Annotated in this window: 20 protein-coding genes; 12 read left to right on the forward strand and 8 right to left on the reverse strand. The window is 63.0% G+C overall.

Features of this window, described 5'->3' with window-relative positions; translation table 11 throughout:
- Positions 1–8: 8 nt before the first annotated feature.
- The 4 genes from DWF74_RS14530 to ppx all read left to right on the forward strand — a co-directional run bounded on the left by DWF74_RS14530 (position 9) and on the right by ppx (position 3,702).
- Positions 9–677 (forward strand): amino acid ABC transporter permease, encoded by a 669-nt coding sequence (locus DWF74_RS14530; protein WP_115581182.1) that lies wholly within the window; start codon positions 9–11, stop codon positions 675–677.
- The gene (locus DWF74_RS14535; protein WP_102862200.1) at positions 674–1,324 is read left to right on the forward strand and encodes an amino acid ABC transporter permease; all 651 of its coding nucleotides are present in this window, start codon (positions 674–676) and stop codon (positions 1,322–1,324) included. The genes DWF74_RS14530 and DWF74_RS14535 overlap by 4 nt, the downstream gene beginning before the upstream one ends.
- Positions 1,311–2,045 carry an amino acid ABC transporter ATP-binding protein gene (locus DWF74_RS14540; RefSeq protein WP_115581183.1) on the forward strand — a complete coding sequence of 245 codons (735 nt, stop codon included), beginning with the start codon at positions 1,311–1,313 and terminating at the stop codon, positions 2,043–2,045. The genes DWF74_RS14535 and DWF74_RS14540 overlap by 14 nt, the downstream gene beginning before the upstream one ends.
- A 154-nt stretch (positions 2,046–2,199) precedes the next feature.
- Positions 2,200–3,702: an exopolyphosphatase gene (gene ppx, locus DWF74_RS14545; RefSeq protein WP_102881245.1), complete on the forward strand. Its 1,503-nt coding sequence runs from the start codon at positions 2,200–2,202 to the stop codon at positions 3,700–3,702.
- A 122-nt stretch (positions 3,703–3,824) separates the two neighbouring features.
- Here ppx and ppk1 read toward each other — a convergent pair whose 3' ends face one another.
- Positions 3,825–6,038, reverse strand: coding sequence for a polyphosphate kinase 1 (ppk1, locus tag DWF74_RS14550; RefSeq protein ID WP_102862203.1), 2,214 nt, complete (start codon positions 6,036–6,038; stop codon positions 3,825–3,827).
- An 18-nt stretch (positions 6,039–6,056) separates the two neighbouring features.
- Positions 6,057–7,070, reverse strand: a complete 1,014-nt coding sequence (hemB, locus tag DWF74_RS14555) for a porphobilinogen synthase (protein ID WP_060841658.1) — start codon at positions 7,068–7,070, stop codon at positions 6,057–6,059.
- A gap of 207 nt (positions 7,071–7,277) precedes the next feature.
- Here hemB and DWF74_RS14560 point away from each other — a divergent pair, with 207 nt between their 5' ends.
- Positions 7,278–7,898 carry a DedA family protein gene (locus DWF74_RS14560; RefSeq protein WP_115581184.1) on the forward strand — a complete coding sequence of 207 codons (621 nt, stop codon included), beginning with the start codon at positions 7,278–7,280 and terminating at the stop codon, positions 7,896–7,898.
- 49 nt (positions 7,899–7,947) lie between these two features.
- Positions 7,948–8,616, forward strand: a complete 669-nt coding sequence (elbB, locus tag DWF74_RS14565; protein WP_115581185.1) for an isoprenoid biosynthesis glyoxalase ElbB — start codon at positions 7,948–7,950, stop codon at positions 8,614–8,616.
- A gap of 42 nt (positions 8,617–8,658) precedes the next feature.
- On the opposite strand, the gene DWF74_RS14570 is transcribed toward elbB, so the two are convergent.
- A complete protein-coding gene (locus tag DWF74_RS14570) occupies positions 8,659–9,114 on the reverse strand; it encodes a YaiI/YqxD family protein (protein ID WP_102881247.1) in 456 nt (151 codons plus the stop codon).
- Positions 9,115–9,196: 82 nt separating this feature from the next.
- Entirely contained in the window at positions 9,197–11,095 is a 1,899-nt protein-coding gene (locus DWF74_RS14575) for a cytochrome c/FTR1 family iron permease (protein WP_102862207.1), read from the reverse strand.
- 47 nt (positions 11,096–11,142) lie between these two features.
- Between DWF74_RS14575 and DWF74_RS14580 the strand changes: the two genes are divergently transcribed.
- The 5 genes from DWF74_RS14580 to DWF74_RS14600 all read left to right on the forward strand — a co-directional run bounded on the left by DWF74_RS14580 (position 11,143) and on the right by DWF74_RS14600 (position 14,865).
- Positions 11,143–11,415 (forward strand): hypothetical protein, encoded by a 273-nt coding sequence (locus DWF74_RS14580; protein WP_115581186.1) that lies wholly within the window; start codon positions 11,143–11,145, stop codon positions 11,413–11,415.
- Between the two features lie 204 nt (positions 11,416–11,619).
- Positions 11,620–13,113, forward strand: coding sequence for a COG3014 family protein (locus tag DWF74_RS14585; RefSeq protein WP_102862209.1), 1,494 nt, complete (start codon positions 11,620–11,622; stop codon positions 13,111–13,113).
- A 12-nt stretch (positions 13,114–13,125) separates the two neighbouring features.
- The gene (locus DWF74_RS14590) at positions 13,126–13,497 is read left to right on the forward strand and encodes a YcfL family protein (RefSeq protein WP_060841665.1); all 372 of its coding nucleotides are present in this window, start codon (positions 13,126–13,128) and stop codon (positions 13,495–13,497) included.
- A gap of 33 nt (positions 13,498–13,530) precedes the next feature.
- A complete protein-coding gene (lpoB, locus tag DWF74_RS14595) occupies positions 13,531–14,118 on the forward strand; it encodes a penicillin-binding protein activator LpoB (protein ID WP_060841666.1) in 588 nt (195 codons plus the stop codon).
- 3 nt (positions 14,119–14,121) lie between these two features.
- Positions 14,122–14,865 (forward strand): penicillin-binding protein activator LpoB, encoded by a 744-nt coding sequence (locus DWF74_RS14600; RefSeq protein ID WP_102881252.1) that lies wholly within the window; start codon positions 14,122–14,124, stop codon positions 14,863–14,865.
- A 58-nt stretch (positions 14,866–14,923) separates the two neighbouring features.
- Here the strand turns inward: DWF74_RS14600 and DWF74_RS14605 are convergent, their stop codons facing one another.
- The 3 genes from DWF74_RS14605 to DWF74_RS14615 form a co-directional block, all read right to left on the reverse strand.
- Entirely contained in the window at positions 14,924–15,556 is a 633-nt protein-coding gene (locus DWF74_RS14605; RefSeq protein WP_102862211.1) for a LysE family transporter, read from the reverse strand.
- A 189-nt stretch (positions 15,557–15,745) separates the two neighbouring features.
- The gene (locus DWF74_RS14610; protein WP_102862212.1) at positions 15,746–16,327 is read right to left on the reverse strand and encodes a mechanosensitive ion channel family protein; all 582 of its coding nucleotides are present in this window, start codon (positions 16,325–16,327) and stop codon (positions 15,746–15,748) included.
- Positions 16,327–18,237, reverse strand: a complete 1,911-nt coding sequence (locus DWF74_RS14615; RefSeq protein WP_115581187.1) for an ATP-binding cassette domain-containing protein — start codon at positions 18,235–18,237, stop codon at positions 16,327–16,329. The genes DWF74_RS14610 and DWF74_RS14615 overlap by 1 nt, the downstream gene beginning before the upstream one ends.
- A 50-nt stretch (positions 18,238–18,287) precedes the next feature.
- Here DWF74_RS14615 and DWF74_RS14620 point away from each other — a divergent pair, with 50 nt between their 5' ends.
- A complete protein-coding gene (locus DWF74_RS14620; RefSeq protein WP_102862214.1) occupies positions 18,288–18,752 on the forward strand; it encodes a TIGR02444 family protein in 465 nt (154 codons plus the stop codon).
- Here the strand turns inward: DWF74_RS14620 and DWF74_RS14625 are convergent.
- On the reverse strand, positions 18,749–19,852 hold the full coding sequence (locus DWF74_RS14625) for an AlgP family protein (protein ID WP_102862215.1): 1,104 nt from the start codon (positions 19,850–19,852) through the stop codon (positions 18,749–18,751). The two genes, DWF74_RS14620 and DWF74_RS14625, sit on opposite strands and share 4 nt — an antisense overlap.
- Positions 19,853–20,033: the final 181 nt, after the last annotated feature.

Raw genomic sequence — 20,033 nt, forward strand, 5'->3', positions numbered from 1 at the left:
GCTTGAGCATGGCTTATCAGTTCGACTTCCTGCCGGTGCTGGAAAATACCGGCCTGCTGCTACGCGGCGCCCTGTTCACCCTGGAGTTGACCGCCATAGGCACCCTGCTGGGGGTCAGCCTGGGGATAGTCGGGGCTCTGGTGCGGGCCTGGAAGATGCAGCCCCTGGCGGCGATCTTCGGCGTCTACGTCGAGCTGATCCGCAACACGCCGTTCCTGGTGCAGTTGTTTTTCATCTTCTTCGGCCTGCCATCCCTGGGCCTGCAGATCTCCGAGTGGCAGGCGGCGGTGCTGGCGATGGTGATCAACCTCGGCGCCTACTCCACGGAAATCATCCGCGCCGGCATCCAGGCCATTCCCAAGGGCCAGCTGGAAGCCGCCGCAGCCCTGGCCATGAGCCGCTTCGAAGCCTTTCGGCACGTGGTGCTGCTGCCGGCCCTGGGCAAGGTCTGGCCGGCCCTGTGCAGCCAGATCATCATCGTCATGCTGGGCTCGGCGGTGTGCTCGCAGATCGCCACCGAGGAGCTGAGCTTCGCCGCCAACTTCATCCAGTCGCGCAACTTCCGCGCTTTTGAAACCTACGCCCTGACCACCCTGATCTACCTGTGCATGGCCCTGCTGATCCGCCAACTACTGAACTGGTTCGGCCAACGCTACATCCTGAGGAACGGCCGATGAGCGACTTCACCTTCTGGGACATCCTGCGCAACCTGCTCAGCGGCCTGCAGTGGACCCTGTTGCTGTCCCTGGTGGCCTTTGTTGGCGGCGGTGTGATCGGCCTCCTGGTCATGACCCTGAGGATCTCCGACAAGACCTTTGCCCGCGCCTTCGCCCGCACCTATATAGAGCTGTTCCAGGGCACACCGCTGTTGATGCAGTTGTTCCTGGTGTTCTTCGGTATTGCCTTGCTGGGTGTGGATATCTCGCCCTGGCTGGCGGCCGCTATCGCCCTGACCCTGTTCACCAGCGCCTACCTGGCAGAGATCTGGCGCGGTTGCGTCGAGTCGATCCCCCACGGGCAGTGGGAAGCCTCGTCGAGCCTGGCGCTCAATCCCTATGAGCAACTGCGCTACGTGATCCTGCCGCAAGCTCTGCGTATCGCCGTGGCGCCCACCGTGGGTTTCTCGGTGCAAGTGGTCAAAGGCACCGCGGTGACCTCGATCATCGGTTTCACCGAGCTGACCAAGACCGGCGGCATGCTGGCCAATGCCACCTTCGAGCCCTTCATGGTCTACGGCCTGGTGGCCCTCGGTTACTTCCTGCTCTGCTACCCCCTGTCCCTCAGCGCGCGCTACCTGGAAAGGAAACTGCATGCCTCTGCTTAGAATCTCCGCCCTGCATAAATATTACGGCGAGCACCATGTGCTCAAAGGCATCGACCTGAGCATCGAGGAGGGCCAGGTAGTGGCAATCATCGGTCGCAGTGGCTCGGGCAAGAGCACCCTGCTGCGCACCCTCAACGGCCTGGAGTCGATCAACGACGGGGTGATCGAGGTTGACGGCGAGTACCTGGACGCCGCCCGCGCCGATCTGCGCAGCCTGCGACAGAAGGTCGGCATGGTGTTCCAGCAGTTCAACCTGTTCCCTCACCTGACCGTGGGCGAGAACGTGATGCTGGCCCCGCAAGTGGTGCAGAAGGTGCCCAAGGCCCGGGCTGCCGAGCTGGCGCGGCAGATGCTGGCCCGGGTTGGCCTGGCGGAGAAGTTCGATGCGTTTCCGGATCGACTGTCCGGCGGCCAGCAGCAACGGGTCGCCATTGCCCGAGCCCTGGCGATGTCGCCCAAGGTGCTGTTGTGCGATGAGATCACCTCGGCCCTGGACCCGGAACTGGTCAATGAAGTGCTCAGCGTGGTGCGCCAACTGGCCCGGGACGGCATGACCCTGATCATGGTCACCCATGAGATGCGCTTTGCCCGGGAAGTGGGCGACAAGCTGGTGTTCATGCACCAGGGCAAGGTGCATGAAGTAGGAGATCCCAAGCACCTGTTCGCTCATCCGCAGACCGCCGAGCTGGCGAACTTCATTGGCAGCACCGAGCAGGCTTGAGGCTCCCGTGTCGTAGGAGCCGGCTGGCCGGCGTACAGCGACAGCACAGCCTGCCGAGGGTTTTATGCGTTGAATCAACGCATTGGACACTGCGCGTTGGCGCGAGCCGTTGATCGTGGCAGGATGGCGAGGTTATCGACCGAGACCCCCAACCATGCCCCAATCCCAAGCCAAGAATCTGTCCCTGATCGCCGCGATCGATCTGGGCTCCAACAGCTTTCACATGGTCGTGGCCAAGGCCCGGAACGGTGAAATCCGCATTCTCGAGCGGCTCGGTGAAAAGGTTCAACTGGCCGCCGGAATCAACGAAGAACGCCAGCTCAACGAAGAATCCATGCAGCGCGGGCTCGACTGCCTCAAGCGCTTCGCCCAACTGATCAACGGCATGCCACCGGGCACCGTACGCATCGTCGGCACCAACGCCCTGCGTGAAGCCCGCAACCGTGGCGAGTTCATTCGCCGCGCCGAGGAGATCCTCGGCCACCCGGTGGAGGTCATCTCCGGCCGTGAAGAGGCCCGACTGATCTACCTCGGGGTGTCCCACACCCTCGCCGATACCCCGGGCAAGCGCCTGGTCGCCGACATCGGTGGCGGCAGTACCGAATTCATCATTGGCCAGCGCTTCGAACCCCTGCTGCGGGAAAGCCTGCAGATGGGCTGCGTCAGCTTCACCCAGCGCTATTTCCGCGATGGCAAGATCACCCCAGCCCGCTACGCCCAGGCCTACACCGCCGCGCGGCTGGAGATCATGAGCATCGAACATGCCCTGCATCGCCTGACCTGGGACGAAGCCATCGGCTCTTCCGGAACCATCCGCGCCATCGGCCTGGCCCTCAAGGCCGGCGGCCAGGGCAGTGGCGAGGTCAACGCCGAGGGGCTGGCCTGGCTCAAGCGCAAGCTGTTCAAGCTGGGGGATGCCGAGAAAATCGACTTCGAAGGCATCAAGCCCGATCGGCGGGCGATCTTCCCGGCGGGCCTGGCGATTCTCGAAGCCATCTTCGACGCCCTGGAACTGCAGCGCATGGACCACTGCGAAGGCGCCCTGCGTGAAGGCGTGCTCTACGACCTGCTGGGCCGCCATCATCACGAGGACGTCCGTGAACGTACCCTCAGCTCGCTGATGGAGCGCTACCACGTGGACCTGGAGCAGGCCTCGCGAGTCGAAGGCAAGGCCCTGCGCGCCTTCGACCAGGTGGCGGCGGACTGGGACCTGGAGGACGGTGTCTGGCGCGAGCTGCTGGGCTGGGCCGCCAAGGTCCACGAAGTGGGACTGGATATCGCTCACTACCACTACCACAAGCATGGCGCCTACCTGATCGAGCACTCGGACCTGGCCGGCTTCTCCCGGGAAGACCAGCAGATGCTGGCGCTGCTGGTGCGCGGCCACCGCCGCAACATTCCCAAGGAAAAATTCGCCGAGTTCGGCGATGACGGCATCAAGCTGATCCGCCTGTGCGTGCTGCTGCGCTTCGCCATCCTGTTCCATCACATCCGTGGCACCCAGCAGATGCCTCAGGTGAGCCTGAGCGCCGAAGGCGACCATCTGGATGTGGAGTTCCCGGAAAACTGGCTGGATGAAAACCAGCTGACCCAGGCCGACTTCGCCCTGGAAGCCGAATGGCTGACCCGGGTCGGCATCGTGCTCAACGTTCGCTGAGACCTGAACAAGCCGACCTTAGGAGCCGGCTTGCCAGCTCCTACCAAACACCCAACGCAAGCCAATAAAAAAGGCCAGCCCGGTAAACGGGCTGGCCTTTTTGTCTACGGCGCCTGTGGCGCTTAGCGCACTGGCAACACCGGGCTGCCAAGACGCTCCAGCAAAGTCGCCTGGGCGCTGCGCGGGTTCTGGTTGCCGGTCGGCGTGTTGCGGATGTAACGGCCGTCGGACTGCAGGCTCCAGCTGTGGGTGTTGTCGGTGAGATAACTCTCCAGCTCTTTCTTGACCCGCAGGATCAGCTTCTTGCCTTCCACCGGGAAGCAAGTCTCGACCCGCTTGTCGAGGTTGCGCTCCATCCAGTCGGCACTGGAAAGGAACATCTGCTCCTCGCCGCCGTTGAGGAAGTAGAACACCCGAGTGTGTTCCAGGAAGCGACCGATGATGGAGCGCACATGGATGTTGTGCGACACCCCGGCAATCCCCGGACGCAGGCAGCACATGCCGCGCACCACCAGATCGATGCGCACACCGGACTGGCTGGCCTTGTACAGCGCGCGGATGATTTTCGGATCGGTCAGCGAGTTGAACTTGGCGATGATGTGCGCCGGCTTGCCGTCCAGGGCGAACTGGGTCTCCCGGGCGATCATGTCGAGCATGCCCTTTTTCAGGGTGAACGGCGCATGCAGCAGTTTCTTCATACGCAGGGTCTTGCCCATGCCGATCAGCTGACTGAACAGTTTGCCGACGTCTTCGCACAAGGCATCGTCGGAGGTCAGCAGGCTGTAGTCGGTGTACAGGCGGGCGTTGGCCGCGTGGTAGTTACCGGTGCCCAAATGCGCATAGCGCACGATCTCACCGGCCTCGCGACGCAGGATCAGCATCATCTTGGCGTGGGTCTTGAAGCCCACCACGCCGTAGATCACCACCGCGCCGGCCGCTTGCAGGCGGCTGGCCATCTGCAGGTTGGACTCTTCGTCAAACCGCGCACGCAGTTCGATCACCGCGGTGACTTCCTTGCCGTTGCGCGCCGCGTCCACCAGGGCGTCGACGATCTCCGAGTTGGCGCCGCTGCGGTACAGGGTCTGGCGCACCGCCAGCACATGCGGGTCCTTGGCGGCCTGGCGCAGCAGGTCCACCACCGGGGTGAAGGACTCGAACGGGTGCAGCAGCAGGATGTCCTGCTTGCTGATGACGCTGAAGATGTTCTCGCTGTTCTGCAGCAGCTTGGGGATCTGCGGGGTGAACGGGGTGTATTGCAGCTCCGGATGACTGTCCAGACCGGTGATGCTGAACAGTCGCGTCAGGTTCACCGGACCGTTGACCTGATAGAGCTCGGTCTCGTGCAGGTTGAACTGCTTGAGCAGGTAGTCCGACAGATGTTTCGGACAGGTGTCGGCCACTTCCAGACGCACCGCGTCACCGTAGCGACGGGAGAACAACTCGCCGCGCAGGGCGCGGGCCAGGTCTTCGACGTCCTCGGTGTCCACCGCCAGGTCGGCGTTACGGGTCAGGCGGAATTGATAGCAGCCTTTGACCTTCATGCCCTGGAACAGGTCGTCGGCGTGGGCGTGGATCATCGACGAAAGGAACACATAGTTGTCGCCAGGGCCGCCGACCTCTTCCGGCACCTTGATGATGCGCGGCAACAGACGCGGCGCCGGGATGATCGCAAGGCCCGAATCGCGACCGAAGGCATCGATGCCTTCCAGCTCGACGATGAAGTTCAGGCTCTTGTTCACCAGCAGCGGGAACGGGTGCGTCGGGTCGAGGCCGATGGGGGTGATGATCGGCGCGATCTCGTCGCGGAAGAAGCGCCGGACCCAGGTCTTGAGCTTGGTGGTCCAGTGACGGCGACGGATGAAGCGAATCTGATGCTTCTCCAGTTCCGGCAGCAGAATGTCGTTGAGGATCGCGTACTGGCGATCGACATGACCATGCACCAGCTCGCTGATGCGGGCCAGGGCCTGGTGCGGTTGCAGGCCGTCGGCACCGGCCTGTTCCCGGGCAAAGGTGATCTGCTTCTTCAGGCCCGCGACACGGATCTCGAAGAACTCGTCCAGGTTGCTGGAGAAGATCAGCAGGAACTTCAGGCGCTCCAGCAGCGGGTAGGATTCGTCCAGCGCCTGTTCCAGCACGCGGATATTGAACTGCAGTTGCGAGAGTTCGCGGTGAATGTACAGGCTGCTGTCATCCAGGTTGGGGATGACAATGGCCGGCGTCGGTTGCACCTCGGCCACTACGGGCACGGGCTCGAGCTCCGGCGAGGTTTCAACCACTGGCTCGACCACCGGCTGAGCGTCTTTTACGGCAACTTCTGAGAGTCCTTCAGTATTCATCGCGTGTTCCTGGGAGGGCTATTTTTGCTCTCGTAACAATTGAGCAGCACGAACGGCAAAGTAAGTCAGGATGCCATCAGCACCTGCACGTTTAAAAGCGGTCAGGGATTCAAGAATAACCCCTTCACCCAACCAGCCATTCTGGATCGCCGCCATGTGCATGGCGTATTCGCCGCTGACCTGATAGACAAAGGTCGGCACCTTGAATTCATCCTTGACCCGAAAAAGGATATCCAGGTACGGCATGCCCGGCTTGACCATGACCATGTCCGCCCCTTCCGCCAGGTCCGCCGCCACTTCATGCAGGGCTTCGTCACCATTGGCCGGGTCCATCTGGTACGAGGCCTTGTCGGCCTTGCCCAGGTTCAGCGCCGAACCCACCGCATCGCGGAAGGGGCCGTAATAGGCGCTGGCGTACTTGGCCGAGTAGGCCATGATCCGCACGTTGACGTGTCCCGCCAGTTCCAGGGCTTCGCGGATCGCCTGGACCCGCCCGTCCATCATGTCCGACGGCGCCACCACCTGGGCGCCGGCCTCGGCGTGGGACAGGGCCTGACGCACCAGGGCATCGACAGTGATGTCGTTCTGTACATAACCCTGCTCGTCGAGAATGCCGTCCTGGCCATGGGTGGTGAACGGGTCCAGGGCCACATCGGTGATGACGCCCAGCGCCGGGAAGCGCTCGCGCAAGGCGCGGGTGGCACGCTGGGCAATCCCTTCAGGGTTCCAGGCCTCGGCCGCATCCAGGGACTTGAGCCCGGCCGGCGTCACCGGGAACAGCGCCAGGGCCGGAATCCCCAGCTCGACCCAATGCGCCGCCTCTTCCAGCAACAGGTCGATGGTCAAGCGCTCCACGCCCGGCATCGAAGCCACCGCCTCACGGCGATTCTCACCGTCGAGCACAAACACCGGCAGGATCAGGTCGTCCACGCTCAGCCGGTTTTCGCGAACCAGACGGCGCGAGAAATCATCACGGCGGTTACGCCGCAGACGAGTGGCAGGGAACAGGCGGCTGGCAGGGGTAAAGCTCACGGCGGACTCCAGGGCCCGCGCTGGCGGGCGAGCGTGACAGTTATAAGCGGGCATTATGACGAACAGATGACAGTTGTGCTCAAGCTGTTGACCGGCAGCAACACTCATTGTCATTGGCCCAATTGTTCACGTCGAGACACATTTCGATACTTTCCCCAACGTCGTCGAAGGGGTAGGCTGCGCGTTCATTTCGCCAGCATCCAGACAATGCTCCAACAATTTCTTCAGGATTTCGGCTATTTCGCCCTCTTTCTCGGTACGTTTTTCGAAGGCGAAACCATTCTGGTTCTAGCCGGGTTTCTAGCGTTCCGCGGATACATGGATATCAACCTGGTGATGGTGGTTGCCTTCTTCGGCAGCTACGCCGGTGACCAGCTGTGGTACTTCCTGGGGCGCAAGCATGGCCGCAAGTTGCTGGCGCGCAAACCGCGCTGGCAAATGATGGGCGATCGGGCGCTGGAACATATCCGCAAGCATCCAGATATCTGGGTGCTGAGCTTCCGCTTCGTCTATGGCCTGCGCACCGTGATGCCAGTGGCCATTGGTCTGTCAGGCTATCCGCCGGGCCGCTACCTGCTGCTCAACGGCATCGGCGCGGCCGTCTGGGCCGTGGCCCTGGCCCAGGCCGCCTACCATTTCGGCGCGGTCATGGAAGGCATGCTCGGCAGCATCAAGAAGTACGAGCTGTGGGTGCTGGGCGCGTTGCTGGTGCTGGGTTTCGGCCTGTGGCTGCGCCGACGCTTCAAGAACGCCCGTCTGGCCAAGCAGATCTATGACGCCGAACAAGCCGCCGAACAGGCCAAGGCTTCGACGACATCAGTGGAGTAACGCGCCGGTCATTGGCATGCTGTCAGCACCCTGAACCTGGAGAAAAACCATGAGCAAAAAAGTTGCAGTGATCCTTTCCGGTTGCGGCGTGTTCGACGGTGCCGAGATCCACGAAAGCGTGATGACCCTGCTGCGCCTCGACCAACGCGGCGCCCAGGTGCAGTGCTTTGCCCCGAACATCCCGCAGATGCATGTGCTCAACCACCTGACCGGCGAAGCCATGCACGAGACCCGCAACGTGCTGGTGGAATCGGCGCGCATTGCTCGTGGCCAGGTCAAGGACCTGCGCGAGGCCAATGTCGAAGACTTCGACGCGCTGATCATGCCCGGCGGTTTCGGGGCAGCCAAGAACCTCTCCAGCTTCGCCACCGAAGGCGCGGCCTGCACAGTCCAGGCGGACGTCCTGGCTCTGGCCGAAGCCTTTGCCGAAGCGGGCAAACCGGTGGGCCTGATGTGCATCGCTCCGGCCCTGGCGGCGAAGATCTATGGTCCTGGCGTGACCTGCACCATCGGCAACGATGCCGATACCGCAGCGGCCCTGGGCAAGATGGGCGCCAGCCACACCGAATGCGCAGTAGGCGACATCGTCGAAGACAAAGCACGCAAACTGGTGAGCACCCCGGCCTATATGCTGGCGCAATCCATCAGCGAAGCCGCCTCCGGGATCAACAAACTGGTCGACCGGGTGCTGGAACTGACCCACGAAGGCGAGCAGTGACTCCCTGACACCCCGCTTCAGGAGGAGCCGCTGGTTCCTCCCTCAGGCCTGACGCGCCAGCCGGGTCAGAATCCGGTCCAGGGCATTGGCGAAGGCCTGCTTCTCCCGCTCGCCATAAGGCGCCTGTCCGCCACTGACCTGCCCCTGCTCCCGCAGATCGGTGAACAGATTACGCACCGCCAGGCGCTCCCCCATGTTCTGTGCATCGAATTCCTTGCCACGCGGGTCCAGGGCCGACACACCCTTTTTCACCAAGCGGTCGGCCAAGGGCACATCACTGCAGATCACCAGCTCACCGGGCACGGCATGCTCCACCAGATAATCGTCGGCAGCATCCGGACCGCTGGGCACCACAATCAGTTTGACGCAGGCGAAAGCCGGCTTGATCTGCGCTTGCCCGGCCACCAGCACCACCTCGAACTGGCGCTTCAAGGCAAAGCGCACCACCTGATCCTTGGCCGCCTTGGGGCAAGCGTCGGCATCGATCCAGACACGCATTGATGTTCTCCTCACAAAATGCAAAACGGGCAAGCCAGCCCCCGCAGGAGCGGGCTCGCCCGCGATCAGCGACGCTGTCGACTCAAGACGCGCGCAGTCGCTGCTTCTCACTCATGCGGCTGCGACTGTACAGCACCACGATCGCCAGGATCGCCACAGCCTGAGCCCCCAGCGAGTAGGCATCGGCATGAATGCCCAGCCAGTCGAAATCGAAGAAGGCTACTGGCCGGGTGCCGAAGATGCCCGCTTCCTGCAACGCCTTGACCCCGTGCCCGGCAAATACCACCGACAAGGCACACAGCAACGCCGCGTTGATGCCGAAGAACAGCGCCAAAGGCAGCTTGGCCGAGCCCCGCAGGATCACCCACGCCAGGCCCACCAGCAACACCAGAGCGGTGGCACCACCCGCCATGACCGCGTTATGCCCGGCTGGGCCTGCCTGCAGCCACAGGGTCTCGTAGAACAGGATCACCTCGAACAGCTCGCGGTACACCGAGAAGAACGCCAGCACGGCAAAACCGAAACGCCCGCCGCCGCCCACCAGGCTGCTCTTGATGTAATCCTGCCAGGCCGCCGCATGCCGACGATCGTGCATCCATACCCCGAGCCACAGCACCATGACACTGGCGAACAACGCCGTGGCCCCCTCCAGCAGCTCCCGCTGGGAACCGCTGACGTCGATCACATAAGCCGCCAGGGCCCAGGTGGCCAGGCCGGCCAACAGCGCCAGGCCCCAGCCGACGTTGACACTGCGCACCGCCGATTGCTGGCCGGTATTACGCAGGAACGCAAGGATCGCCGCCAGCACCAGAATGGCTTCCAGGCCTTCGCGCAGGAGGATCAGCAAACCGGAGATAAAACTCAGGGACCAGCTCAGGCTGTCGCCACCCAACAACTCGGCGGACGCCTTGAGCTTGGCCTTGGCGGCGTCCAGGCGCTGTTCGGCCTGGGCCACCGGCAATCCGTCCTGCAACGACTGCCGGTAGGCCATCAGGGCCTTCTCCGTGTCCTTGCGCACCGTGGCATCGACGTTGTCCAGGGAGCTTTCCACCAGTTCGAAACCTTCCAGGTAAGCCGCTACCGAAAGATCGTAGGCTTGCTCATGCTCGCCGTTGCGATAAGCCGCGAGACTCTTGTCCAGGGTCGAAGCGGTGTAGTCCAGCAACTGCGCCGGGCCACGCTTGACCTGAGGCGGCTGGGCCCGCTGGGCACGGAAAGTGGCCGCTGCCTGCGGCCCCTGAGCAGCCAGCACTTCAGCAGGCGTCTGCCGGGCCAGGTCGGCCAGATTGAAGCTCTGCTCGCCCTTGGCCGCCGCAGGATCGGCGCTGAACCCGGCGATGTAGGTGGCCAGGTCCCAGCGCTGCCGGTCATCCAACTGATCGGCGAAAGCCGGCATGTCGGTGCCTTCGACACCCAGCCCCAGGGTGTTGTAGACCGCGTACAGGCTCAGGCGATCAAGGCGCTCGGCATCCCGCAGATTGGCCGGCGGTGGGGTCATGCCCACACCTGCCGGACCATCGCCTGCGCCTTTCTCCCCATGGCAGACCGAGCAATGCTGGGCATACAGCGGCGCACCGCGAGCAGGGTCCGGGGTGATGACCGGCGCCTGGCTGACCTCATAGGCCACCGCCAGCTTGGCCCCCATCTGCCGCGCCAGGCGTGCCACTTGGCTGCCCTCGACGCGGTCGTCCACCGCCTTGCGCAAGTTGACGATGCCCTGCTCCAGCTCGGCTTTCTCCGGCTTGGCCGGCAGGTCGGCGATCAGCCCCTGCAGGACCCCGAGAAACTCCACCTGCTCGCGGTATTCGGACTCGTCGATGACCTTGCCGGCTTCAACCGTGGGCGGGTAGTCGGCGCCAATGTAATCCAGCAGATGCAGGGCCTTGGGCGCGCCATCGACGGTATCGGCCAGCAGGTTGAAGCTGCAGAGCGCGAGCAGCGGCAGCACCAGCAATGCCAGTAAACGGGAAGGGCCAGTCATGAACGAATCTCAAATGGAAATACGAAGTAACATATTGTTCACTCCCAATGAGTTTCACTCAAGGCTTATCCGCCTGTTGCAACACTTGCGCCGACCAGCGCCTGCCCGACACCACCCAGGTGACCCGCCTGCGCCTGAGAAAAGGCCAACACCGACTGCCCCTGGGCAAGACCGGCGAACTGCGCTTCAAGCTGGACCAGCGCTACCAGGTCATCAGCCTGAGGCGCGTGGGCGATGAGCTGTTCGTCATCGCCCCGCGACCCTGGAAAAGAGCCCGCTGGCAGCCTGGTTCGACCACCAATGAGCAGCCGCTCACATAGTGGCAAACACCAATCAAATTGAAGTTAAAAAGCCATTACAGCGCCAGAATCCACGTTTATAATGCCGCGCCCTCGTTATAGCGAGACGGCATTTAAGCTCCTCTTTTTATGAGGAATTGGCAGCGTAGCCGCAGTTCCTGCCAATGGGTTCGTCCAGCCCGACCCGCACGCCAGGCTGTCTCATTCAGGGAAGAAGAAGTACCCATGGCATCCCGCGTCCTCACCTCGATTGCGCTCGGCGCAGTCACCCTGCTCGCAGGCTGTTCGGCCTTCCGCAGCTACGACAACGAGCTTCAGGAAACCAACCAGCAACTGCGTGCCGGCAATCTAGATGCCGCCCTGACCCTGCTGGAAAAAAACAACAAGGGTGAAGACAAGGACCTGCTCTATTACTTCGAAAAGGGCGAGTTGCTGCGGGCCAAGGGCGACCTCAATGGCAGCCAGGCCGCCTGGGGCCATGCCGATCAGGTCGTGGGCAACTGGGAAGACTCGGTCAAGCTCGACACCGACAAGTACCTGGCCCAGTTCGGCAGTTTCCTGGTCAACGACAAAGTCCGTCGCTACGAAGGCTATGACTACGAAAAGGTCATGCTGACGACCCAGATGGCCATGAACCTGCTGGCCAGCAACGACTTCGACGGCGCCCGCATGGCGATCAAGAAGACCCACGAACGCGAAGCGGTGATCGCCGAACTGCGGGACAAGGAATACCTCAAGCGCGAGGACGAAGCCGAGAAGCAAGGGGTTAAAACCGAGTACAAGGACCTCAAGGGCTATCCCGTGGAAGCCCTCGACGCTCCCGATGTGGTCAACCTGAAGAACAGCTACCAGAGTGCGTTCAGCCACTACCTGGCCGGCTTCGTCTATGAAGCCCTGGGCGAGAAGGACCTGGCGGCTCCCGGCTACCGCAAGGCTGCGGAACTGCGTCCCAACACGCCCTTGCTGGAACAGGCCCTGCTGAACCTGGACGCCCCCGTGGAACCGGTGAAAGTCGAAGCCCCGGGCAAATCCTCGACCAAGTCCAAACGCAAGACGCCCGCCAAGGCTCCGGTCAAGGCTCCGGTGGTAGCGGCCCTGGCGGCCGATGAGAGCGACGTGCTGATCGTGGTGCAAAGCGGCCTGGCCCCGGCCCGGGACTCGGTGCGCATTCCCTTGCCGCTGCCAATCAACGGCAACCTGGTCATCACTCCACTGTCGTTCCCGGTGATCAAGGCCGATACCTCGACCCAGACCTTCACCCAGATCGGCATCGATGGTCAGCAGCAGAACCTGACCCTGCTCAACAGCACCACCGCCATGTCCCGCCGCGCCCTGCGTGACGACATGCCGGGGATCATCCTGCGCACCACTGTGCGTGCAGTGACCCGTGGCGTGGCGCAAAAGAACCTCAACGAGGTCAACCCCCTGGCCGGCCTGGCCGTGGGCCTGGCTTCGGCGGTGACCGAAGGGGCCGATACCCGCACCTGGCGCACCCTGCCGGACAACACCCAGGTCGCCCGCCTGCGTCTCAAGCAGGGCGAGCACAGCCTCAGCCTGCCTAACGCCCAGGGCGGCACTCAAGTGCAGGTCAAGGTTGATCAGCGCTATCAGGTGATCGCCCTGCGCGTGGTGGGCAACCAGGTGTTCAGCAGCGGCCTGGCCGCTCATGTCATCCCGAACAACGCCGGCCAGAACATGGCCAGCAACCAACGTCCTTAAGCGGAGCCCCCCATGCGCCTGAAACTCCTCGCTGTTGCCGCACTGGCCCTTCTGGCCGGTTGCGCCACCCCGCCACCTCCTGCTCCCGGCAGCGCCGCGAGCAAGGTAGTGGTGATGAACAAGTTCAACAACATCGCCATCGGCGCGATGCGGGTCGCCCGTGAAAACGGCTTCCTGACGGTCAAGGTGGCACTGAACAACACCAGCCACACCAACATGACCATGTACTACCGCTTTGTCTGGCTGGGTGACGACGGTTTCCCGGTTGCCGATGAAGAAAGCTGGAAAGTCTTCAACCTGTACGCGGCCCAGGCCACCTTCCTGCCGGCCATCGCGCCGGTACCCAAGGCCACTGACTTCCGCCTGGAAGTCAAAACCCAATAAGCCGTTCCTGAACCCGATCAAGAGAGCACTTCCATGTTTGCACGCTTTTCCTTCCTCGCCGTGGTCGCCCTGCTGGCCAGCGGCTGCGCCAACAACTCCCCGGTCCTGGGCGGCAAGAACATCAGCTACGGCGACAGCAAGGCCGTGGAACTGGTGACCAACGAGTTCGGTTCCACCGACCTGCAGATGATCGCCGAATCCATGACCCGCTCCCTGGCCCAGTCCGGCATCCTCCAGGGCCGCCCGGTGGTGCAGGTCTACGACGTGAAGAACAAGACCAGCGAGTACATCGATACTCGCGAGATCACCACCTCGATCAAGACCCAGCTGATGAAATCCGGCACCGCCCGCTTCGCCAGCGACAACACCGCCATGCAGAGCCAGGTCGACCAGCTCAAGCTGCAGAACCAGAGCGGCCTGTACAAGAAGTCCACCGTGGCCAAGACCGGCAACATGGTCGCCGCCAAGTACCGTCTTGAGGGCTCCATCAGCTCCATCGTCAAGCGCAGCAGCGACTACAAGGACGTCTTCTACAAATTCAGCCTGCAACTGATCGACGTCGAGAGCGGTCTGGCCGAGTGGATGGACGAGAAAGAGATCCGCAAGACCACGGAGCGCTAAGCAATGCGTGCATGGATTGGCATCCTGGCCCTGGCCTGTGCGTTCAGCGCCCAGGCGGCCCCGAAAGTCGCAGTCATGGACCTGGCCTACCAGGAACGTGTGCAGGAATACATTCACGTGGTTTCGGCCCAGCAGAACTACCGCGAGGGCTACTACAGCTCCAGCGGTTCGGCCAGCTACAACGAACTGGAAGCCAGCACCAGCTACATCGAAGAAGGCGAACTGCGCAAGTTCACCGGTGATATCAAGGGCGGGATTCTCAAGTCCGGGATGTTCCAGCTGGTGCAGGGTTCGCCCCACACCGACGCGTCCAAGACCAACGTCTACGACATCATCAAGCGCATCAAGGCGGGCAACTTCAAGGGTGCCGACTACGTGCTGTTCGGCACGGTGTCGGACATCGACTTCACCCAGGACATCAACGAGCTGGCCAATACCAACAGCTACTCGGCGGTGCTGGGCCTGACCCTGGTGGCGGACTTCAGCCTGATCAACACCCGCACCTTCGAGATCACCTCGGCGTTCACCGCCATGGGCGAAGGCCAGGACACCAAGCTGGTGAACAGCCGCGACATCCGTGTCTCGCTGAACCGGCCACGGGTGGTACGCGAAGTCTCCAAGGCCCTGGGCGAAGACGTTACCCGGCAGATGGCCGAGCAGCTGGGTCGCGGTGGCTACGAGCAACCGGGGCAAGCGCCGATGCGCAACAACCTGCCGCCGGACACAGCGCCGGTAATCCTGCGCTAAGCCGTACGCAAACGAAAAAGGCGACCCGTGGGGTCGCCTTTTTTTGTCTCTGGAAAACCTAGGCCGCGGCTTTGCGAATGGTCGCCAGGAAGCCCGCCGCGCCGAGGAACAAACCGGCGAAGGTACGGTTCATGCGCCGCTGCTGAACCGGGGTACGCAACAGACGCAGGACCCTGGACGCCAGCCCGGTGTAGCCGGCCATCACGATCAGGTCGACCACGATCATGGTGGCGCCGAGAATCAGGTACTGCTTGACCAGGGGCGCATGGGGGTCGATGAACTGCGGCAGTACCGCCAGCATGAACACCAGGGCCTTGGGGTTGCTGATGTTCACCAGGAAGCCGCGAAACACCAGGGCCAGAGGCTTGCCAAGGGGACGGATGGCCGCGTCATCGCTGAGATCACTGGGTAGCGCGCGCCATTGCTTGACCGCCAGGTACACCAGGTAGGCCACACCAAACCACTTGATTGCATAGAAGGCGGTGGCAGAAGCAGCAAGGATGGCGCCAACACCGGCGGCGACAATGGCAATCTGCAGGGCCAGGCCCAGTTGCAGGCCCAGGGCGTTCCAGTAGCCGCGCCAGAAACCGTATTGCAAGCCACAGGACATCGACGCAATGGCGCCGGCGCCCGGAGAAAGACTGATTACCCAACTGGCGGCAAAGAACGCCAACCATGTTTCAAGCACCATCGCACACCTCGGATCGGATTGGTCGTGACTGCCTAAGCTAATCCTCCGACCCGCGGCTGACTATATTTTTTTCGCCCAAAGGTGATGCACGGTCCTGTAGCCGCTGCTGCAGGCTGCGATAGGTCCGCAGGACGGGGCAATAGCTGCACAGCCGTTCGCGGCCTGCGGCAGCGGCTACAGAGGAAGGGATTACTTTTCGCCAGCTCCTACCGGCAGCACATCGCTGCCGCGCCAGCGACGCACCGAGCGCTGGAAGAACAGGCTGTTGGGCACCTGGACCATGGCGCTGCCGGTGCCGGCCTCTTCGGACTCGATCAGGGTGGTGTACAGCAGGTTGATCGCCACGACCCGGCCCTTGACGCCAGGCTTGTCGACGGTGTCCACCAACTCCACCACGTCACCCAGGCGGAAGGGGCCAACGGTGAAGATCAGGATCGCGCACAGCAGGTTGGAGAGCACACTCCACATGGCGAAGAAGGCCACCGCCGCCACGGCGACAAAGCCGGACAGGGCTGTCCACAACACCGTGGCGGAAACCCCCAGGCGCTCCAGGACGAAGATCACCGCGCTGCCCATGATCAGCCAGCGCAGACCGCCCCGCAGGGGCATCAGCAACTGCGGCGGGAACGGGTAACGCTCGCCCAGGCGGGTCAGGCCACGGGCGACAAAACGCTGGGCCAGATAGCCCGCCAGGAGAATCAGCAGGATCTGCACGCCCACCCACAACGGAGCGACCCACTGCGCCGGCAATGGCAGTTGCAACGCTTCCATCAGGACAGTGTCTCGAGTTCTGCCTGCATGCTTTCCAGCAACTCCAGGGCTTCCATCCAGGCCTCTTCCAGTTCGGACTCGCGGGTCTTGAGCTTGGCTTGCTCAGCCAACAGGTCCCGCAGCTCGTCCTTGCGCGCCGCTTCGTAAAGACCGCTGTCACCCAGGCTGGTCTCGATCTTGGCCAGGCGCTCATGGACCTTGCCCAGTTCGGCTTCCAACTTGTCGGCCTCGCGCTTGTGCGGTGCCAACTGCTGACGCAAAGCCGCCGCGGCCTGGCGCTGGGCTTTCTTGTCGGTCTTGTCCGGGTTGACCGGCGTGTTGCTGACCGGGGCATTGCGCTGGCGGTAGTCCACCAGCCAACGGGTGTAGTCATCCAGGTCGCCGTCGAACTCCTCGACCTTGCCGTCGGCCACCAGGAAGAAGTTGTCCGTGGTGCTCTTGAGCAGATGGCGATCGTGGGAGACCACCAATACCGCGCCGCTGAACTCTTGCAGGGCCATGGTCAGGGCCAGGCGCATCTCCAGGTCCAGGTGGTTGGTGGGTTCGTCGAGCAGCAACAGGTTCGGCCGCTCCCAGGCGATCAGGGCCAGGGCCAGGCGAGCCTTTTCACCGCCGGAGAAATTCAGCACCGGCTCGTCGATCCGCGCGCCGCGGAAGTCGAAACCGCCGAGGAAGTCGCGCAGGGTCTGCTCGCGCTCGGTGGGCGCCAGCCGCTGCAGGTGCAGCAAGGGGCTGGCCTTGGAATCCAGGGAGTCAAGCTGATGCTGGGCGAAGTAGCCGACAACGGTGTTCTCGCCCCGGGTCAGGCGGCCGGACAACGGCTGCAGCTCACCGGAGAGGTTCTTGATCAGGGTCGACTTGCCGGCGCCGTTGGGGCCCAGAAGGCCGATCCGTGCGCCCGGCGTCAGTTGCAGCTTGACCTTCTCCAGCACCGCGCGCTCGCCATACCCCAGACGGGCATCAGAGAGGTCGATCAGCGGGCTGGAGATCTTCGTCGACTCGCGGAAGGTGAAGTCGAACGGCGAGTCCACATGGGCCGCCGACAGCTCTTCCATCCGTTCCAGGGCCTTGATCCGGCTCTGGGCCTGGCGAGCCTTGGTGGCCTGGGCCTTGAAGCGGGCAATGTAGCTTTCCATGTGCGCCCGTTGCGCCTGCTGCTTCTCGTAGGCCTGCTGTTGCTGGGCCAGTCGCTCGGCACGGGCCCGCTCGAAGGCGCTGTAGCCACCGCGATAGAGGGTGATCTTGCGCTGGTCGACGTGAGCCACGTGATCGACCACGGCATCGAGGAAATCCCGATCGTGGGAGATCAACAGCAAGGTGCCGGGATAACCCTTGAGCCAGTCTTCGAGCCAGATGATGGCATCGAGGTCCAAGTGGTTGGTGGGTTCGTCGAGCAGCAAGAGGTCCGACGGGCACATCAGCGCCTGGGCCAGGTTCAGGCGCATCCGCCAGCCCCCGGAGAAATCGCCGACCTGGCGGTCCATCTGTTCGTTGGTGAAGCCCAGTCCGGCCAGCAGCTTGCGCGCCCTCGCGTCAGCGGTGTAGCCGTCGGCGCTATCCAGCTCGGCATGCAGGCGCGCTTGCGCGCCACCGTCATGGGCCGCTTCGGCGGCGGCCAGTTCACGCTGCACCTGGCGCAGACGCAGGTCGCCGTCGAGCACATAGTCCACGGCCAGGCGCTCGAGGGTGTCGACCTCCTGACGCATGTGGGCAATGCGCCAATCGGCGGGCAGGAAGCAGTCACCCGAATCCGGATGCAACTCGCCGCGCAGCAAGGCGAACAGGCTGGATTTGCCGGCGCCGTTGGCACCGATCAGGCCGGCTTTCTGGCCGGCGTGCAGGGTCAGCTCGGCGTCTTCTAGCAGACGTTGCGGGCCACGCTGTAAAGTCAGGTTCTGAAGTCGAATCATAATGGCGGCGGAGTCTACCAGCTTCGCTCGCAACTGGCGCGAGTAGCACTATGTCCTCTGACCTGTGGAATTTTTCCCTGACCACTTATGCCCTTTCCGGCGTGCAGGAAGCCTGCCTGCAACTCCAGGACGAAGGGGCCAATGTCTGCCTGCTGCTCTGTGGAGCCTGGCTTGGCCAGCGTGGCGTCCGCTGCGATAGCCAGCGCCTGGAGCAGTTGAATGAGCTCGCGGCGCCCTGGCACCGGGACGTGGTTCAACCCTTGCGCGACTTGCGCATTGGCTGGCGCGATGCGGCCCGCGAAGACCTTGAGTTGAGCGCCTTGCGCGAACAGGTCAAGACCCTGGAACTGGAAGCCGAACGGCAATTGCTGTTGCGTTTGCAGGAGCGGGTACGGGAATGGCCGGAGGTTCAAGCGAAGAGCCTGGAAGACTGGCTTGAAGGATTGGCGGCCGGAGCCGCCGAACGCAACCGCGACGCGCTGCAGGTGCTGCGCGTCGCGGCGACCGGCGCTTAAGAAGCGCTGGAAGGAGTACCGGCAGTTACCGGAGCGGGAGCGGCAGGAGCTGTGCTCGCAGCCGCTGCTGGCGAGGCTGCTGGCGCGGGTGCAGCTGGCTTGGCCGCAGCCGGTGCTGGAGCCGCTGGCTTGGCTGCCGGAGTGGCGGGTTTGGCCACAGCAGGTTTGGCTGCTGCAGGCTTGGCCACCGGCTTTTTCGCAGCCGGTTTGGCGGCCGGCTTGGCTGCTGGTTTAGCAGCCGACGATGCTGCTGGCTTGGCAGCTACTGCAGGTTTGCTGGCGGGTTTGGCAGCAGGTTTGGCCGGCGCTTTTGCGGCGGCAGGTTTGGCTGCGGATTTGGCTGCGACAGGTTTAGCGGCAGCTGTTTTAGCCGCTGCGGGTTTGGCCGCAGGCTTGGCTGCTGGTTTAGCGGCAGGTTTGGCTGCTACAGATTTGGCGGCAGGTTTGGCCACTGGCTTGGCGGCGGCAGGCTTGGCTGCGGCGGCTTTGGCTGCTGGCTTGGCGGCAGCGGTCTTGGCGGCAACAGGTTTGGCAGGCGCAGGCTTGGCGGCAGGTTTAGCCGCTGCGGGTTTGCTCGCCGCGGGTTTAGCTGCGCTGGCAGACGCTTTTTTCGCCACTGGTTTGGCGGCAGATTTGGCAGGTGCTTTAGCTGCAGGCTTGGCCGCTGGTTTCTTCGCTGCGACAGCTACCGGCTTGGCATCACGAGTGCTCAATGCCTTGGCCACTGCTTCCTTCACACGACCAACGCCTTGAGCCAGTTTCAGGCTTTCCTGGGCATCGCGCTTGAGTTGCAGAATGTAGCTGCGGGTTTGTGCCTGGCGCTCTTTCAATGCGTCCAGCAAGTCTTCGAGTTCTTTCACCGCGGTCTTGGCCTTGGCTTGTGCCTTGGCCTTGCCGGCCGCCGCAGCGTCCTGCAATTTGGTGCGCGATTTGTGCAGTTTTTCCTGCGCCTTACCCCGTTGTTTTTCCAGCTTGGCGAGCAGTTTTTCAGCATCAGCCAAGGCTTGGGAACAAGCGTTTTCCAAATGTTCGAGCAGGCTGCCCGACAGCTGTTGGAGCAAATGCAACGGAGTATTTACAGGCTTCTTATTGGCCGACATGGTTTACCTCCTGGCTGACGTGAGTTGCGGCTCATACTAGACCTCTGCTGCTACCGCCGCTAGGGCATGTTGACAGTATCGAAAGCCCGGCGTTGCAGCGGATTGAAAATGTTCTTCGCCGTCATCGAAGTTGCTCACCAACCCGTGCTTTGTCGCTGGCATAATCCACCGCTACTCAGGC

This window comes from Pseudomonas protegens (assembly GCF_003363755.1).
In the GTDB taxonomy this organism is placed as follows: domain Bacteria; phylum Pseudomonadota; class Gammaproteobacteria; order Pseudomonadales; family Pseudomonadaceae; genus Aquipseudomonas; species Aquipseudomonas danubii.